This window comes from Pseudomonas sp. S11P7 (assembly GCF_023195435.1).
Lineage (GTDB): Bacteria > Pseudomonadota > Gammaproteobacteria > Pseudomonadales > Pseudomonadaceae > Aquipseudomonas > Aquipseudomonas fluorescens_G.
Map to the genome: position 1 here is coordinate 5188060 of NZ_JALPKS020000002.1, position 17371 is coordinate 5205430.

Below are 17371 nucleotides of genomic sequence, written 5' to 3' on the forward strand. Positions count from 1 at the left end.
TTACGTCAATGAGCATGCCTGTGCGTTGTCGCCGTTTGTCAGCGATCAACCTCAGGGTTTCAGATCGTTCCCACGCTCTGCGTGGGAATGCAGCCCGTGACGCTCCGCGTCACTGGACGCGGAGCGTCCCTGGAGGCGTTCCCATGCAGAGCGTGGGAACGATCATGCTGCCTGAAAGGACGCTATCGCGAGCAGGCTCACTCCTACAGGGGTAGGCGCCAGGCTTTATTTTGCGTAATGGCTTTGGCCCCAAGCCAGATAGCCCTGCAGCAACTCCTTGAGCACCACCTGCGTCGGCTCGGCCAGGTCGGCGCGGTAGCGGAACGGTTCGAACTCTTCCATGTAGGTGGACTGGCACAGTTCCAGTTGCACCGCGTGGATGTTTTCGGACGGGTTGCCGTAGTGGCGGGTGATGTGGCCGCCCTTGAACCGACCGTTGAGCACGTGGCTGAAGTTGCTGTGCTGCGCGCAGATCGCTTCCAGTTGAGCGGCCAGGTCCGCGTCGCAGCTTGCGCCGTTGAACGTGCCGAGGTTGAAGTCCGGCAGCTTGCCGTCGAAGAGGTGCGGGATGATCGAGCGGATCGAGTGCGCGTCGAACAGCAGCGCGTAGCCGAATTCAGCCTTGAGCCGCGCCAGCTCCTCTTGCAGCTTGCGATGATAGGGCGCCCAGATCTGCTCCAGATAGGTGGCGCGCTCCTCTTTCGACGGCTCCAGACCTTCACGGAACAATGGAATGCCATCGAATAGCGTCGCCGGGTACAGGCCGGTGGTGGCCCCGGCGTACATCGGCTTGTCATCGGATGGACGATTCAGATCGATGACGAAGCGCGAATACTCGGCGGCCAAGGTACTGGCGCCCAACGCTTCAGCGAAGTCATAAAGTTTGGGGATGTGCCAATCGGTGTCCGGCAGGCTTTTCGCCGCCGGGATCAGCCCGGCCTCGACCGCAGGCGTCAGGCGTACCCCGGCATGCGGCATGCTGATCAGCAGCGGCACGCGACCTTGTTTGAAATGCAGAACCTTATCCACAACCGCTCTCCTACAGATTTGATTCAACGCCGTGGCGCACGACGCGCTTGTCCAGATCGCCGCCGAGCCAATAAGCCAGATCCGCCGGACGATCGATCTGCCAGGCGACAAAATCGGCGACCTTGCCGACTTCCAGCGAGCCATGGGTGGCAGCCATGCCCAGCGCTTGCGCCGCGTGGATCGTCGCGCCGGCCAGGGCTTCTTCCGGGGTCATACGGAAACAGGTGCAGGCCATGTTCAGCATCAGGCGCAACGACAGCGCCGGCGACGTGCCGGGGTTGAGGTCGCTGGCAATCGCAATTTTCACGTTGTGCTTGCGCAGGGCGTCCATCGGCGGCAGCTGGGTTTCGCGCAGGAAATAGAACGCGCCCGGCAGCAGCACGGCGACGGTGTCGGCTTCGGCCATGGCGATGGCGTCGGCTTCGTCCATGAATTCCAGATGATCGGCAGACAGCGCTTTATGGCGCGCGGCGAGACTGGAACCGTGCAGCGATGACAGTTGCTCGGCGTGCAGCTTCACCGGCAGACCGAGTTTTTGCGCGGCGACGAACACGCGCTCGACCTGCTCCGGCGAGAACGCCAGGTATTCGCAGAAGGCATCGACCGCATCGACCAGCCCTTCCCCGGCCAGCGCCGGGAGCATCTCGTTGCAGACCAGGTCGATGTAATCGTCGGCGCGATCCTTGTATTCCGGCGGCAGTGCATGAGCGGCCAGGCAGGTGCTGCGAACGCTGATCGGCAGTTCCTTCTGCAGACGACGAATGACCCGCAGGATCTTGCGTTCGTTGGCCAGATCGAGGCCGTAGCCGGATTTCATTTCGACCGTGGTCACACCGTCGCGCATCAGGCTCTTCAGGCGCTTGGCGGCGCTGGCAAACAATTCGTCTTCAGTAGCTTCGCGAGTCGCACGCACGGTGCTGGCGATACCACCGCCCTGCGCGGCGATCTCGGCATAGCTGACGCCTTGCAGACGTTTTTCGAATTCACCGCTGCGGTTGCCGCCGAACACGGTGTGGGTGTGGCAGTCGATCAGCCCGGGGGTGACCCATGCGTTTTGCAGATCATTGACCGCCGGGTATTCACCGGACGGCAATTGCTGGCGCGGGCCGATCCACTCGATCAGCGCACCGGAGGTGACGATGGCGGCGTCCTCAATGATCGAATAGACGCCGTGGGCCATGGTTGCGACGTGGCAGTGTTGCCAGAGGGTTTTCACTGTTGGCCTCCGTTTGGATTGTGATCGTTCCCACGCTCTGCGTGGGAATGCCTCAAGGGACGCTCTGCGTCCAGTGACGCGGAGCGTCACGGGCTGCATTCCCACGCAGAGCGTGGGAACGATCAGTAAGTGGGGTTAAAGGCTAGGCAGCAACTTCGCCGGCACCAGCTCGGTCAGACACCGCGAAGCCAACAGCTCAGTCGCCGCATTGATATCCGGGGCAAAGAAGCGGTCCTTCTCATAAAACGGCACTTCCTTGCGCAAAATCGCCCGTGCCTGTTCCAGCTTCGGTGAGGTCTTCAGACCGTTGCGCAGGTCCAGCCCCTGTGCCGCCGCTAGCCATTCCACCGCGAGAATGCCGCGGGTGTTTTCGGCCATCTCCCACAGACGCTTGCCCGCTGCCGGGGCCATCGAGACGTGATCTTCCTGGTTGGCCGAGGTCGGCAGGCTGTCCACCGAATGAGGATGGGACAACGCCTTGTTTTCGCTGGCCAACGCCGCAGCGGTGACCTGGGCGATCATGAAACCGGAGTTCACGCCACCATTGGCAACCAGGAACGGCGGCAGTTGCGACATGTGCTTGTCCATCATCAGCGAGATACGCCGCTCGCTCAGCGAGCCGATTTCAGCTATGGCCAGTGCCATGTTGTCGGCGGCCATGGCCACCGGTTCGGCGTGGAAGTTGCCGCCGGAAATCACATCGCCTTCAGCGGCGAAGACCAGCGGGTTGTCCGACACCGCGTTGGCTTCGACGGCGAGCACTTCAGCAGCCTGACGGAACTGGGTCAGGCAGGCGCCCATGACCTGCGGCTGGCAGCGCAGAGAGTATGGATCCTGGACCTTTTCGCAGTTCTGGTGCGACTCGGAGACTTCGCTGCGCTCACCGAGCAGATCGCGGTAAGCAGCCGCGGCGTCGATCTGGCCTTTCTGCCCACGCGCGGCATGAATGCGTGCGTCGAACGGCGAGCGCGAGCCCAGCACGGCTTCAACGCTGAGACTGCCGAGCGCCAGTGCACCGGCGAACAGATCTTCACCTTCAAACAGACCACGCAGTGCAAACGCGGTGGACACCTGAGTGCCGTTGAGCAGCGCCAGACCTTCTTTTGCCGCCAGGGTCAGCGGGGTCAGACCGGCGATTTTCAGCGCCTCGGTGGCTTCCATCCACTCGCCCTTGTAGCGCGCCTTGCCCTCGCCCAGCAGCACCAGCGACATGTGCGCCAGCGGCGCCAGATCGCCCGAGGCACCGACCGAACCCTTCAGCGGAATGTGCGGATAAACCTCGGCATTGATCAACGCGATCAGCGCATCGATGACCACGCGGCGGATGCCGGAGAAACCCCGGCTCAGGCTGTTGACCTTGAGCACCATGACCAGCCGCACCAGCGCATCGCTGATCGGCTCGCCGACACCGGCGGCATGGGACAGCACCAGCGAGCGCTGCAGGTTTTCCAGGTCTTCGCTGGCGATGCGTGTCGACGCCAACAGACCGAAACCGGTGTTGATGCCGTACGCGGTGCGATTCTCGGCGAGGATCTGCTCGACGCAAGCGACGCTGGCCTCGATCTGCGCAGAGGCGCTGTTGTCGAGGCTCAGCTTGACCGGGTTCTGGTAGACGTCACGCAGTTGGGCCAGGCTCAGTTGGCCGGGAATCAGGTTCAGCGCAGTCATGTTTGTGCTCCTTTTGAGAGTTTCTTATTAACTGACCAGTCGCTCCGGAAATGTCCGTTGTCCGTCGCCGCTCATCTTTTGGAGAGCCGCGCCTTGGCACGCTGGCAGGGGTAGTGTCAGTGCAGATTCGGTAAAACGTTGTGTGGCAGATTCGGGTCTTTCAGCACGCTCGCCGCGGCGGCGATGTCCGGCGCCAGCCAGCGGTCCTGATCGTAGGCCGTGACCTTTTCACGCAGCAGACGCCAGGCGATATCGGTGCCGGCGCCGAAGCGTTGCTCCTTGAGAAATTCAAACGCCTGGGCCGCCAGCAGATACTCGATGGCGAGGATTTGCGTGCAGTTTTCCACGGCGCGATGCAGCTTCAGTGCGGCATTGGTGCCCATGCTCAGATGGTCTTCCTGCAGGCCTGAGGTGATGTAGTTATCGAGCACCGCCGGTTGCGCCAATTGGCGATTTTCCGCACACAGCGAGGCGGCGACGTATTGGACGATCATCATCCCGGAATTGACCCCCGGATTGGCCACCAGAAACGCTGGCAGACCGCTGACGTGCGGATTGATCAGGCGATCGAGTCGGCGCTCGGCGATCGAGCCGATCTCGGCCATGGCGATCGCCAGCAGATCAGCGGCCATCGCCACCGATTGCCCGTGCGGGTTGGCTTGCGACATCACCCGGAAGCTCTCCGGCGTACCCAGCAGCAACGGGTTGTCGGTGCAGGCGTTGAGTTCGATCTCGACCTGTCTGATCGCGTGTTCCAGTTGATCACGCGCGGCGCCATGCACCTGCGGGATCGAGCGGATGCTCAAGGCGTCCTGCGTGCGAATGCCTTTGCTCGTGGCGATCACTTCACTGCCATCGAGCAGTGCGCGCAAATTGCTGCCGACCTGCTGCATGCCCGGGTGCGGTTTTAGCGCGATGATCTCGGCGTCGAACGCGGCAATCTGTCCGCGCTGCGCTTCGAAACTCATCGCCGCGATAACGTCGGCCCATTGCAGCAGGCGCGTTGCGTCGGCGATCGCGAGGCAACTGAGGCCAGTCATGCACGGCGTGCCGTTGACCAAGCACAAACCGTCCTTGGCACCAAGCTGCACCGGTTGCAAGCCTTCTGCGGTCAGCGCCTGTTGCGCCGGCACAATCTGCCCGCGATAGCTGACGTTGCCGACGCCCAGCAACGCGATACCGATGTGCGCCATGTGCGTCAGGTAGCCCACCGAACCTTGCGACGGCACCTGCGGGGTGATGCCGCGATTGAGCAGCGCCAGCAGGCCTTCGACCACACGGCGATGAATGCCGGATTTGCCGTGGCTGTAGTTGTGGATTGCCGCGCAGATGATCGCCCGAGTCTGTTCGTCGCTAAGCACCGGGCCGACGCCGCAGGCATGGCTGAGCAAGGTGTTGCGCGAGAGCTGGCTGAGCTGTTCGCCTTTGAGCGAGACGTTGGACAAGGCGCCCAGACCAGTGTTGACGCCATAGGCCCGCTCGCCGCTTTCGACGATGCGCTGAACGATGGCCTGCGCGTTGTCGATACGCGCCCAGGTGCCCTGCGACAGCTCCAGTTGCGCACCGCGCCGAGCCACGGCGACCACGTCCTGCCATTGCAGGTGGTCGCCGGTGATGATGATTTTTTCAGCCTGGGACATCTAAAACCTCAACCTTGATATTGATGCAGCTTCACCGGCGCCATCGCTGGCAAGCCAGCTCCCACAGAGTCATCAGTGTTCACACAATCCCTGTGGGAGCTGGCTTGCCAGCGATGGGGCCAGTCGGTGCAACGCTTTGTTCAGATCAGACTACTGCCGCCCGCCGCTGCACGAACCGGTCGACATACTCATCCGCCGGCGAATGCAGGATCTCTCTCGGCGTACCGACCTGAATCAACTTCCCATCCTTGAGAATCGCAATGCGGTTGCCGATGCGCACGGCCTCGTCGAGGTCGTGAGTGATGAACACGATGGTCTTGTGCAGGGTCTTTTGCAGCTCCAGCAACTGGTCCTGCATCTCGGCACGGATCAGCGGGTCGAGCGCACTGAAGGCTTCGTCCATCAGAATGATGTCGGTGTCCGCCGCCAAAGCGCGGGCCAGACCGACACGCTGGCGCATGCCGCCGGAGAGCTGGTGCGGGTATTTGTTTTCGTAGCCTTTGAGGCCCACGGTGTTGATCCAGTGCAGCGCGCGCTCGGTACACAGCTGCTTGCTCTCGCCGCGCACTTTCAAACCGTAGGCGACGTTGTCGAGCACGCTCTTGTGCGGCAGCAGGCCGAAGCTCTGGAACACCATGCTGATCTTGTGCCGGCGAAATTCGCGCAGCGCGTCCATGTCGTATTGCAGGATGTCCACGCCGTCGACGAGGATCGCCCCGCTGGTGGGATCGATCAGGCGATTGAAGTGGCGCACCAGCGTCGATTTACCCGAGCCGGACAGGCCCATGATCACGAAGATCTCTCCGGTGCCGATGCTCAGCGACAGGTCATTCACTCCGACCACGCAACCGGTTTCGTTCAGCACCTGATCCTTGGTCTTGCCCTGGCCAACCATCGCCAAAGCATCCTTGGCGCGGTTGCCGAAAATCTTGAAGACGTTTTTGACTTCGATCTTGCTCACGGTTGCGTTGCTCATTTGCTCACCTCATGCCGTGGCCGACCATACGCCTGAGTAATGCGGTCGATGACCACTGCGAGAATCACGATCGCCAGACCGGCTTCAAGGCCACGTCCGACGTTGAGGGTCTGAATCCCCACCAGCACATCTTCACCCAGGCCACGGGCGCCGATCATCGAGGCGATCACCACCATCGACAGGGCCATCATGGTGGTCTGGTTGATCCCGGCCATGATGCTCGGCAGGGCCAGCGGCAGTTGCACGCCGAACAGCTGCTGCCAGCGGTTGGCGCCGAACGCGTTGATCGCTTCCATCACTTCGCCGTCAACCTGGCGAATGCCCAGATCGGTCAGACGAATCAGCGGCGGTGCGGCGTAGATCACCGTGGCGAAAATCGCCGGTACCTTGCCCAGACCGAACAGCATCAGCACCGGAATCAGGTACACGAAACTGGGCATGGTCTGCATGATGTCGAGCAGCGGCATCAGCACCGAACGCAGGCGATTGCTGCGTGCCGAGAGAATCCCCAGCGGAATGCCGATCAACACCGAAATGATCGTCGCGACCATCATCAGTGCCAGCGTCTGCATGAGCTTGTCCCACAGACCGACCGCGCCAACCAGGAACAGCAGACCGACGATGACCGCCGTGGTCACGACTTTGCGCGTGGCGTGCCAGGCGACCACACCAACGATCGCCAGCATCAGCCACCATGGCGCTGCGCGCAGCAGGCCTTCGAGGTTGACGATGGCCCACAACAGCGTGTCGGAGATATGGCGGAACACATCACCGTAGTTGGTGACCAGCGAATCGACCCAACCGTTGACCCAGTCGGCGATGGAAAAGGTAAAGCTCTCGGGAAACATAAGCGGCTCTCAGTCAGCAATCTCAATCCAGCGTTTACGGCGTATCTCCCGGCCAGCCTCGCGGTTGACCGGGAGGTATCGACCTACAGCGCCGCGTCGATTTTCTTGGCTGCGTCTGCACTGACCCACGCATGCCAGACTTCAGGATGTTCCTTGAGGAAGATTTTCGCCAGTTTCGGCGACTCGATACGTTCCTTGGCCATGCGCCCCAGATTCTGGTTCAGCAGGTCGATCGGCAGGTTGACCTTTTCCAGCACGGCGACCAGTTCCGGGGCTTCGTCGTGGAAGGTTTTCGACAGGCCGACCTTGATGCTCACGCTCTTGTCGACGCCGGCTTTCTCTTCGAGTTTGACCGCATCGATCTGGCCCATCAGCGGGGTGGGCGACCAGTAGTAGAACAGGATCGGCTCGCCACGCTTGTAGCTCGACAGCACCGCCGCATCCAGTGCCGGGCCGGTGCCCGGACGGAAGTTGGTGTAGCTGTTTTCCAGGCCGTAGCTTTTCAGCATTTCGCTGTTATCGAGCTCGCAGGTCCAGCCGGCCGGGCAGTTGTAGAAGCGGCCCTTGGACGGCTCTTCGGCATCCTTGAACACCGCGGCGTATTTGCCCAGGTCAGCGATATTTTTCAGGTCCGGGGCTTTCGGCTCGAGCTTGCGCTTGGCATCACCTTCGATGACGTAGCGCGGCACGTACCAGCCTTCGATCGCTCCGACGATCGGCGCGCCAACGCCGACCACCTTGCCGGCCTTCTCGGCCTTGTTCCAGACCTCGCTGCGGCCGACCCATTCTTCGGCAAACACTTGAATGTCGTTGCTGCTCAAGGCGTTTTCCATGGTGATGGAATTGCCCGGCAGGCTGTCGGTCTTGCAGTCGTAGCCTTTCTCCAGCACCACTTGCAGCACGTCGGTCAGGAGCATGCCGCTTTCCCAGTTCAGGCCGGCGAATTTCACCGGTTTGCCCGATTCGCACCAGCCTGCAGCCTGAGTAGCGCCGGCACTGGCCAACAGGCCCATGGACAGCAATGTGGTCAGCAGGGTCTTGTTCGATTTCATTGTAATGACGCTCCTAATCATGAATGGGCTTACGGCAGTTCAAGAGGCATCCAGCCCTGTCCACGTCCAGATCAGGCCTGCGCCGCAGCGCGACCGGCCCCGCTTGTTTCGGGTTGTACTTCGCTGCTCTGCTCGACTGGCAGAATCAGCTGATCGGGCACTGCGCTGTGCCATTTTTTTGCGCACACGTAGTAAACGGCGGCAGGCAGCACCAGACCGATGATCCAGGAGATATCCACGTCACCGAGGGCGGCCACCAGCGGACCGGTGTAGAACTTGGTCGAGATGAACGGCAGCTGCACCAGCACACCGAACACGTAGACGCTGATCCCCAACAGGTTCCAGCGACCGTAACGTCCTTTCGGATCGGCGAGTGCCGGCACGTCGTAGCGCTCACGGGTAATGCAGTAATAGTCGACCAGATTGATCGCGCTCCACGGTGTGAAGAACGCGAGCAAAAACAGGATGAAAGACTTGAACGCGCCGAGGAACGAGTGCTGACCGAGCAGCGCGATCAGCGTGGCCGCGCCGACGATGACCAGCACAAACACCAGGCGCTGCATGCGCGTAACGGTCAAGTGGCCTTTGAAACCACTGATGATCGTCGCGATGCACATGAAGCTGCCGTAGGAGTTGAGCGTGGAGATGGTCACCTTGCCGAAGGCAATGCTGAAGTACAGCAACGCCGCAGTGGCACCGGTGCCGCCCAGACCGACGATATAAGCCACTTCATGCCCGGCGAACTGGCCGTTGGCCGAAGCCGCCGCGAACACGCCGAAGATCATCGCCACTTGCGCACCGAGCACCGAACCGGCACCGGCGGCGAAAAAGGTTTTCACCGCCGAGGTGTTGCTCGGCAAGTAGCGCGAATAGTCTGCGACATACGGGCCGAACGCGATCTGCCAGGACGCCGCCAACGACATTGCCAGCAGGAAACTGCTCCAGCTGAAATGACGGATTTGCAGGAGCGCGCCGACGTCGGTCTGGCTCATCAACCGCCAGAACAGAAAGATGAAAGCAATCACGCCGATGATGCTGGCGACCCGGCCAATGAAGTGAATCACCCGATAGCCGAGCACGGTCACCAGCACGATAACGCTGGCAAACAGCAGAATGCCGACGCTGTCGCTGACACCAAACAACTGCCCCAGCGCTTGCCCGGACAGCACGGTGCCGGTCGCGGTGAACCCCAGGTACATCAGACACACCAGCACGATCGGAATCGCCGCGCCGTAAACGCCGAACTGCACGCGGCTGGAAATCATCTGCGGCAGGCCCAGTTTCGGCCCTTGCGCGGCATGCAGCGCCATCACGCCCCCGCCAAGCAATTGGCCGATCAGCAAGCCGATCAACGACCAGAACACATCACCGCCCAGCACCACGGCCAAGGCCCCGGTGACAATCGCGGTGATCTGCAGATTGGCGCCCATCCACAGGGTGAACTGGCTGAACAGACGACCGTGTCTTTCCGCTTCCGGGATGTAGTCGATCGAACGCCTCTCGATCAACGGTTTGTTGCCTGCACGATCGGTGTTGACAGCCATGATTCAACCTCTGTGGATTGTTTTAACAGTTCTCTCGGGCTTACACGGACCTTGTGGGAGCTGGCTTGCCAGCGATGACGTCGCTACCTTCAACATCATCTCCAGCAGTGCCACCGCTATCGCTGGCAAGCCAGCTCCCACAGGGATGTGTGTTACTTGCCGCCGGTGATCATCGGCAGGTTCAGCCCCTGCTCCTTGGCACAATCGATGGCGATCTGGTAACCGGCATCGGCGTGACGCATGACCCCGGTCGCCGGGTCGTTGTGCAGAACGCGGGCGATGCGTTCGGCCGCTTCGTCCGTGCCGTCGCAGACAATCACCATGCCCGAGTGCTGCGAGAAGCCCATGCCGACGCCGCCGCCGTGGTGCAGGGAAACCCAGGTCGCGCCGCTGGCGGTATTGAGCAAGGCGTTGAGCAGTGGCCAGTCGGACACGGCGTCGGAACCGTCCTGCATCGATTCGGTTTCGCGGTTCGGGCTGGCGACCGAGCCGGAGTCGAGGTGGTCGCGACCGATGACGATCGGCGCCGACAGCTCGCCGCTGCGGACCATTTCGTTGAAGGCCAGACCGAGCTTGGCGCGCAGGCCCAGGCCGACCCAGCAGATACGTGCCGGCAGACCCTGGAAGCTGATGCGCTCGCGGGCCATGTCCAGCCAGTTGTGCAGGTGTGCGTCGTCGGGGATCAGCTCTTTGACCTTGGCGTCGGTTTTGTAGATGTCCTGTGGATCACCCGACAATGCCGCCCAGCGGAACGGGCCGATGCCACGGCAGAACAGCGGACGGATATAGGCCGGCACGAAGCCTGGGAAATCAAAGGCGTTTTCGACGCCTTCTTCCTGAGCCATCTGACGGATGTTGTTGCCGTAGTCGAAGGTCGGAATGCCCTGCTTCTGGAATTCCAGCATGGCTTTGACGTGCACGGCCATCGACTGCTTGGCGGCCTTGATCACCGCGGCCGGTTCGGTCTTGGCGCGGGCGCGGTATTCGTCCCAGCTCCAACCGGCTGGCAGGTAACCGTTGAGCGGGTCGTGGGCGCTGGTCTGGTCGGTGACCATGTCCGGGCGCACACCGCGCTTGACCAGCTCCGGGAGGATTTCGGCGGCGTTACCCAGCAGGGCGATGGAGATCGCTTTGCCTTCCTTGGTGTATTTGTCGATACGCGCCAGCGCGTCGTCGAGGTCTTTGGCCTGCTCGTCGACGTAACGGCTTTTCAGGCGGAAATCGATGCTGACCTGCTGGCATTCGATGTTCAGCGAGCAGGCGCCGGCCAGTGTCGCGGCCAACGGCTGCGCGCCGCCCATGCCGCCGAGACCGGCAGTCAGCACCCAGCGACCTTTGAGGTCAGCGTTGTAATGCTGGCGCCCGGCTTCGACGAAGGTTTCGTAGGTGCCCTGCACGATGCCTTGGCTGCCGATGTAGATCCAGCTGCCGGCGGTCATCTGGCCGTACATGGCCAGGCCTTTGGCGTCGAGTTCGTTGAAGTGTTCCCAGCTCGCCCAGTGCGGCACCAGGTTGGAGTTGGCGATCAGTACGCGCGGGGCGTTGCTGTGGGTCTTGAACACGCCGACCGGTTTGCCGGATTGCACCAGCAGGGTCTCGTCGTCATTCAGATTGGTCAGGCTTTCGACGATCTTGTCGTAGCACTCCCAGTTACGCGCAGCGCGACCGATGCCACCGTAGACCACCAGCTCTTTCGGGTTCTCGGCGACTTCCGGATCGAGGTTGTTCATCAGCATGCGCAGTGGCGCTTCGGTCAGCCAGCTCTTGGCGGTCAGCTTGTTGCCGCGCGATGCACGGATTTCGACGTTACGAACCTTAGTAGGCTTATTGTCAGTCACGAAAAAGACTCCTCAGCGATCAATTCAAACCAACCCTGGCAGTGGGTAAGCAGCCTGCGTGCATCAATGCGCGACAAGCGAATCAGTGGACGCTGCGGAGAGTCTCGAGCGACTCATACGCATACGTCTTTACTTGTACATACAAGCATATGCAATCAAGCGGCCAACTTGTTGGAGGGGCGTTCAGGAAAAATTGCGTAAAGGGCTGGAGAGCCTCTGGATCAAGGGCTCAGGCGTGAATGAAATTTTTTGCAGGAGTGTTTTTGTGAATTGGGGGTTTGCCAGATGGGCGTGGTATTGCGCCACGCTGGGGCGTTCGGTAACAAGTTGGTGCGTGCGGGAAACAGGTTTCGGGATCGTTCCCACGCTCTGCGTGGTAACGCCGCCACGACGCTCCGCGTTCGCTGGTGACGCAGAGCGTCAATGGATGCATTCCAACGCAGAGCGTGGGAACGATCAAGAGAAAGGGGTCATTAGCGAGCTGTCAGCTCGATCACGCAACAAGCGGCATAGGTCGAGACTTCGATCAACCCGGTGTTACCGTCCAGTTGCAGACAATCATGTCGCCCCAACTGCGAAGCACTGTCACCGATCTGCACCTGCAGCGCGTCACTGACGCTGAACACCAGCAGCGTCGACGCCGAACTGAACAAGCGTTGCTCGCCCTCCAGCCACTGCAACCGCGCGCTGTAACGCTGCGGTGCGTAGATCAGGTTGAAATCGCGAATCGCGCCGCCGAGCAGCGTGCACGACACCTGACTTTCGCCACTGAAGGCGAACGGGTCGAGCGGTAACAGCGGCCGGGTGTCTTCGCCATCGACGCACAGGGTCATGCCGTCACCCTGCAACACGGTGATGACCCGCTGATAACCGGCGAACGTCGAGAAGCCGCCCGATTCAGCGATGTCGGCAATCGATAGACGCCAGCCGAAACCGTCGAGACCGGCACCTGCATCGCGGGTGATTTCTTCGGTGCTGCCGCCGCCGTTTTTCCATGGCATGCGCGGGTAGCCTGCGGCGCGCAGAACCTTCACTTCGTTACTCATTTATGGAACCGCCCTTCGAGACGATGACGGGAGCCGGGGTGAATCAAGCGCGCAGCGGTCACCGGTTGACGGCCCGACCACGTGCGGCGCCGAATCAGCAGGCACGGCTCGCCCTTTTCGATCTGCAGCAATTTGCACTCGGACGGCTCAGCGAGAATCGCCTCGACCACGTGCTCGCCCTCGGTCAGCGGCGCGACCTGGTTGAGATAGGCGTAAGGGGTTTGCAGGGTGAAATCCTGCTTGAGGTATTCAGGGGCGACCAGCGCATTGACGAAGCGGTCTTCGATTTGCACGGGAATGTCGTTTTCGTAATGCACGATCAGCGAGTGAAACACCTTCTGCCCCTCGCGCATGTCCAGCGCCAGCGCGCGCTCGGAACCGGCGGCCTCTTCTTCAAGGGTGATGACCTGGCAGGTGTGGCGATGGCCGCGGGAGGCGATTTCATCAGCGATGTTGTGCACTTCGAACAGCGCCGACTGGCTTTTGGGTTCAGCAACGAAAGTGCCGACACCCTGCATACGCACCAGCAAGCCGTCGGCGGTCATCTCGCGCAAGGCGCGGTTGATGGTCATGCGGCTGAAACCCAGTTGGCTGACCAGTTCGCTCTCGGACGGCACGCGGTAATGCGGCGGCCAGTTACCGCTGTCGATCTGCTGGGTGATCATCTGTTTGACGCGGGCGTACAAGGGCGCCGGACTGTCGCCCATGTTCGCGGCCAACGGGGAGACTGGAGGCGGAGTCGGCACGGTGGATCCCTGTTCTTGGATGAAAGTGGCTAGCTTGCCGGAGTTTACCGGGCAGGCAAACGTCTGTATATGTATATACAAATAACACACGATGGGGTGCCGAACCATGTCCGCCTTCTTTGCCGAACGCGCACTGCTGCCTAATGGATGGGCCAATAATGTACGTCTTGAGGTCAGCGCCGATGGCTTGTTGACCCAAATCCAGGCCGATGCCAGCGCAGACCGCGCCGAACGACTGAGCGGCCCGTTGCTGCCGGGCATGCCGAATCTGCACTCCCACGCGTTCCAGCGGGCGATGGCCGGGCTAGCCGAAGTGGCCGGCAACCCGAACGACAGTTTCTGGACCTGGCGCGATCTGATGTACCGGCTCGTCGGAAAAATCAGCCCGGATCAGCTCGGCATCATCGCCCGTCAGCTGTACATCGAAATGCTCAAGGCCGGTTACACCTCGGTTGCTGAATTCCACTACGTGCACCACGACAGCAACGGTCAGCCGTATGCCGACCCGGCCGAACTGGCCTTGCGCATCAGCCAGGCTGCCAGTGACAGCGGCATCGGCCTGACCCTGCTGCCGGTGCTCTACAGCCACGCCGGTTTCGGCGGCCAGACGCCCAACGAAGGCCAGCGACGGTTTATCAACAGCACGGAAAATTACCTCAATCTGCAATCGCGCCTGCAGCCATTACTGGCGCAGCAAAAGGCGCAATCGCTGGGCCTGTGTTTCCACTCGCTGCGCGCGGTGACGCCACAGCAGATCAACGAAGTTCTCGCCGCCAGCGACAAACAATCCCCGGTGCATATCCACATTGCCGAACAACAAAAAGAAGTCGACGACTGCCTGAGCTGGAGCGGGCGTCGGCCGCTGCAATGGCTGTATGAAAATGTCGAGGTCGATCAACGCTGGTGCCTGGTCCACGCCACCCACGCCAACCCGGAAGAAGTCACGCTGATGGCCAACAGTCGCGCCATCGCCGGTCTGTGCCTGACCACCGAAGCGAACCTGGGCGACGGGATTTTCCCGGCGGTGGATTTCCTCGCTCAGGGCGGGCGCATGGGCATCGGCTCCGACAGCCATGTGTCGCTGAGCGTGGTGGAGGAGTTGCGCTGGCTTGAATACGGCCAGCGCCTGCGTGATCAGCGCCGCAATCGCTTGTACGGCGCGGATCAGCCGATGGTCGGGCGCACGCTGTATGACGCTGCGCTGGATGGCGGCGCGCAGGCGTTGGGGCAGGCGATTGGCGCACTGGAAGTTGGCAAGCGTGCCGACTGGATTGTGCTCGATGGCAACGACCCTTATCTGGCGACAGCCAGTGGCGACGGGATTTTGAATCGCTGGTTGTTCGCCGGTGGCGACCGGCAGGTGCGTGATGTGATGGTCAATGGTCAGTGGGTGGTGCGCGACGGCAGGCATGCCGGCGAAGAAGACAGCGCCCGAGCCTTCACCCAAGTCCTGCGCGATCTTCTAGGCTGACGATTGATCGTTCCCACGCGCAGCACAGGAATGCAGCCCGGGACGCTCTACGTCCCAAAGCGGACGCAGAGCGTCCCATTGAGACACTCCCACGCGGAGCGTGGGAGCGATCAATACAAATGCTTAATTCGAGGTCTTGGCCATCTGCCGATCCGTCGCCCGCCAGATCAGCCGGGTGGTGTCATACCCTTGCTGACGCGCCTTGCTCAGCAAGTCCTCGCGCACCACACCGTTGACGGTCGGCGTGCGTGACAACAGCCACATGTACTTGCGACTCGGGTCGCCGACAATGGCGGTCTTGTAATCGTCGCTGACGTACAACACCCAGTATTCGCCTTTGGCGACGCCCGGCAGCAGGCGCGAGAACCAGTTGTCGAACTCCACCCAGAGCTTGTCGGTCTTGCCCGGCACTTGCGGATACGCCGTGCCCTTGGCCTCTTCCCATTGCCAGTCCGGGGTCAGGCAGCGGTTGAGCACCGCGACGTTGCCGTCAGGCTTGAGGGTGTAATGCGCTTCGGATTGCGCGCAGTTGCGCTGGAAGTACATCGGCAGACGCGCCAGTTCGTACCAGGTGCCTTGATAACGCTTGAGATTGACGCTGTTGACGGTTTTCGGTGCCAACGAGTCGACGCCGGAAGTGGCGCAGCCAGCCAAAACCAGGCCGGCAAAAAGAACTAACAATAACCGCTTCATTTTTTTCTCCGTGGGCGCAAAGCCCCGGTTTACTTCAGGCCTTGGCCGGAAAACATCAGCACTTTGTCACCGGCGTACTGCACGCTGATAAAGCTGTTCTTGTCGCCCCAGGTGCAACTGGACATGCCGAGCGCACCCGAGCAATCAGTCGGTTTGCCCAGCAGGGTCTCGACTTCGGCCTTGGCCATGCCGGCCGAGAGCTTCGAGTAGTTTTCCTGATTGACCTTGCTGCATGCGGCCAGCAGCACGCAAAAGCACAGAAGGGCGAGAGATCGCAGCGACATGGTGTAACTCCTGGAGCGGAAGGGGGCTGGCATGGTGCCAACCAGAAGCTTAGAAGAGAAAACCCTCCTCTGGTTCCCTGGCGAGATGGCTATTTGTTCATCCGCTCGTCCGGCATTTATCGGTTAAATCAGACACTTTGTAGGGCTATTGAGCATTTCGTCGATTTTCCGCCAGCACGCCTAATCTTTGGCGCGCGCCGGTCGAAATAAGAGCAGCGCAACGCCAGGGAATATGGCAAATTGCCGCCCTTTCCTGACCAGCCCTTGCTCGGTAGTTCATTCGATGACCAGAAACCTGAAATTCAGCCACAAGATCTTGTTGGCTGCCGCCCTCGTGGTGGCCGTTGCATTCGCCTGTTTCATTCTGTTCAACGACTATCGACAACGTCAGGCCCTGAGCAGCAGTACCGAAGCGACCATGCAGGAACTGGGCAGTCTGACCACCAGCAACATCCAGACCTGGCTGGAAAGTCGCATCCAGCTGCTGCAATCGTTATCCCAGCAGGTCGCGGTCGACGGCAACGCGCCGGCCAGCCTCAAGCGCATCATCGACCTGCCCGCCTACACCGGTAATTTTCAGCTCAGCTATTTCGGCGGCGCGGACGGCGTGATGTTCTCGGTGCCGGCCGGCAATCGCGCGCCGGATTACGACCCGCGCGCCCGCGGCTGGTACAAAGCGGCCAACTCCGCGCAACAGACCATCGTCACCGAACCGTACATCGCCGCTTCGTCGGGCAAACTGGTGATTACCGTCGCCACGCCGGTGCAGCGCCAGGGCCAGATGCTCGGCGTCGCCGGTGCAGATATCGATCTGACCAGTGTCAGCGCAATCATCAACTCGCTGAACTTCGGCGGTCACGGTCATGCGTTCATTGTCAGCGCTGAAGGCAAAATCCTCATTCACCCGGACAGCAAACTGGTGCTCAAGACCCTCGCCGAGGCCTATCCGAATGGCGCACCCAAAGTCAGCCCGGGCCTGAAGGAAGTCGAATTCGACGGCAAGACTCAGTTGATCTCCTTCACCCGCGTCAACGGCGTGCCGTCGGCGGACTGGTATGTGGCGCTGGTGCTCGATAAAGACACCGCTTTCGCCATGCTCAGCGAGTTCCGCACCTCAGCGCTGATCGCCATGGCCATTGCCGTGGTCATCATTCTGGCCCTGCTGGGCATGCTGATTCGCGTGCTGATGCAACCGCTGCTGACCATGGGCCGCGCCATGCACGATATCGCCGAAGGTGAAGGCGACCTGACCAAGCGTCTGGTGATTCACGGCAACGATGAATTTGGCGCGCTGGGCACCTCGTTCAACCGCTTCGTCGA

General features: G+C 61.2%; 14 protein-coding genes and 1 pseudogene. 2 read left to right on the forward strand and 13 right to left on the reverse strand.

The features are described from left to right. Positions 1–225: 225 nt before the first annotated feature. The 11 genes from hutG to hutC all read right to left on the reverse strand — a co-directional run bounded on the left by hutG (position 226) and on the right by hutC (position 13564). Entirely contained in the window at positions 226–1029 is an 804-nt protein-coding gene (gene hutG, locus M0746_RS23775; protein WP_258450792.1) for an N-formylglutamate deformylase, read from the reverse strand. 10 nt (positions 1030–1039) lie between these two features. After that, complete coding sequence (hutI, locus tag M0746_RS23780) at positions 1040–2245, reverse strand: imidazolonepropionase (RefSeq protein WP_258450793.1); 1206 nt, start codon at positions 2243–2245, stop codon at positions 1040–1042. A gap of 135 nt (positions 2246–2380) precedes the next feature. Further along, positions 2381–3913, reverse strand: coding sequence for a histidine ammonia-lyase (gene hutH / locus M0746_RS23785; RefSeq protein ID WP_258450794.1), 1533 nt, complete (start codon positions 3911–3913; stop codon positions 2381–2383). Positions 3914–4029: 116 nt separating this feature from the next. Beyond that, positions 4030–5553, reverse strand: coding sequence for a histidine ammonia-lyase (gene hutH / locus M0746_RS23790; protein WP_258450795.1), 1524 nt, complete (start codon positions 5551–5553; stop codon positions 4030–4032). A 145-nt stretch (positions 5554–5698) separates the two neighbouring features. Further along, positions 5699–6529 carry a quaternary amine ABC transporter ATP-binding protein gene (locus tag M0746_RS23795; RefSeq protein ID WP_258450796.1) on the reverse strand — a complete coding sequence of 277 codons (831 nt, stop codon included), beginning with the start codon at positions 6527–6529 and terminating at the stop codon, positions 5699–5701. Next, the gene (locus M0746_RS23800) at positions 6526–7377 is read right to left on the reverse strand and encodes an ABC transporter permease (protein WP_007949591.1); all 852 of its coding nucleotides are present in this window, start codon (positions 7375–7377) and stop codon (positions 6526–6528) included. The genes M0746_RS23795 and M0746_RS23800 overlap by 4 nt, the downstream gene beginning before the upstream one ends. A gap of 83 nt (positions 7378–7460) precedes the next feature. Continuing rightward, the gene (locus M0746_RS23805; protein WP_208939091.1) at positions 7461–8429 is read right to left on the reverse strand and encodes an ABC transporter substrate-binding protein; all 969 of its coding nucleotides are present in this window, start codon (positions 8427–8429) and stop codon (positions 7461–7463) included. Positions 8430–8500: 71 nt separating this feature from the next. Beyond that, positions 8501–9973, reverse strand: a complete 1473-nt coding sequence (locus M0746_RS23810; RefSeq protein WP_258450797.1) for a purine-cytosine permease family protein — start codon at positions 9971–9973, stop codon at positions 8501–8503. 152 nt (positions 9974–10125) lie between these two features. Continuing rightward, the gene (gene hutU, locus M0746_RS23815) at positions 10126–11811 is read right to left on the reverse strand and encodes a urocanate hydratase (protein WP_093105877.1); all 1686 of its coding nucleotides are present in this window, start codon (positions 11809–11811) and stop codon (positions 10126–10128) included. A 473-nt stretch (positions 11812–12284) separates the two neighbouring features. Further along, positions 12285–12857 (reverse strand): HutD/Ves family protein, encoded by a 573-nt coding sequence (locus M0746_RS23820; protein ID WP_258450798.1) that lies wholly within the window; start codon positions 12855–12857, stop codon positions 12285–12287. Then, complete coding sequence (gene hutC / locus M0746_RS23825) at positions 12854–13564, reverse strand: histidine utilization repressor (RefSeq protein WP_162803449.1); 711 nt, start codon at positions 13562–13564, stop codon at positions 12854–12856. Before hutC ends, M0746_RS23820 begins: the two co-directional genes overlap by 4 nt. A gap of 145 nt (positions 13565–13709) precedes the next feature. Here hutC and M0746_RS23830 point away from each other — a divergent pair, with 145 nt between their 5' ends. Further along, positions 13710–15074: a formimidoylglutamate deiminase gene (locus M0746_RS23830; RefSeq protein WP_258450799.1), complete on the forward strand. Its 1365-nt coding sequence runs from the start codon at positions 13710–13712 to the stop codon at positions 15072–15074. Between the two features lie 123 nt (positions 15075–15197). Here the strand turns inward: M0746_RS23830 and M0746_RS23835 are convergent, their stop codons facing one another. After that, positions 15198–15767, reverse strand: a complete 570-nt coding sequence (locus M0746_RS23835) for a lipocalin family protein (RefSeq protein ID WP_090280288.1) — start codon at positions 15765–15767, stop codon at positions 15198–15200. A gap of 29 nt (positions 15768–15796) precedes the next feature. Continuing rightward, entirely contained in the window at positions 15797–16051 is a 255-nt protein-coding gene (locus M0746_RS23840) for a hypothetical protein (RefSeq protein ID WP_093105895.1), read from the reverse strand. Positions 16052–16334: 283 nt separating this feature from the next. Here M0746_RS23840 and M0746_RS29630 point away from each other — a divergent pair. Then, a pseudogene (locus M0746_RS29630) lies at positions 16335–17369 on the forward strand (HAMP domain-containing protein); the annotation flags it as partial. Positions 17370–17371 lie beyond the last annotated feature (2 nt).

Excerpts from the sequence above, each read along its gene's own strand:
- M0746_RS23800 (WP_007949591.1), bottom strand. The coding sequence starts at position 7,377 with ATGTTTCCCGAGAGCTTTACCTTTTCCATCGCCGACTGGGTCAACGGT.
- hutH (WP_258450794.1), bottom strand. The coding sequence starts at position 3,913 with ATGACTGCGCTGAACCTGATTCCCGGCCAACTGAGCCTGGCCCAACTG.
- M0746_RS23820 (WP_258450798.1), bottom strand. The coding sequence starts at position 12,857 with ATGAGTAACGAAGTGAAGGTTCTGCGCGCCGCAGGCTACCCGCGCATG.
- hutH (WP_258450795.1), bottom strand. The coding sequence starts at position 5,553 with ATGTCCCAGGCTGAAAAAATCATCATCACCGGCGACCACCTGCAATGG.
- M0746_RS23835 (WP_090280288.1), bottom strand. The coding sequence starts at position 15,767 with ATGAAGCGGTTATTGTTAGTTCTTTTTGCCGGCCTGGTTTTGGCTGGC.
- M0746_RS23830 (WP_258450799.1), top strand. The coding sequence starts at position 13,710 with ATGTCCGCCTTCTTTGCCGAACGCGCACTGCTGCCTAATGGATGGGCC.
- M0746_RS23805 (WP_208939091.1), bottom strand. The coding sequence starts at position 8,429 with ATGAAATCGAACAAGACCCTGCTGACCACATTGCTGTCCATGGGCCTG.
- M0746_RS23810 (WP_258450797.1), bottom strand. The coding sequence starts at position 9,973 with ATGGCTGTCAACACCGATCGTGCAGGCAACAAACCGTTGATCGAGAGG.
- M0746_RS23795 (WP_258450796.1), bottom strand. The coding sequence starts at position 6,529 with ATGAGCAACGCAACCGTGAGCAAGATCGAAGTCAAAAACGTCTTCAAG.
- hutC (WP_162803449.1), bottom strand. The coding sequence starts at position 13,564 with ATGGGCGACAGTCCGGCGCCCTTGTACGCCCGCGTCAAACAGATGATC.
- M0746_RS23840 (WP_093105895.1), bottom strand. The coding sequence starts at position 16,051 with ATGTCGCTGCGATCTCTCGCCCTTCTGTGCTTTTGCGTGCTGCTGGCC.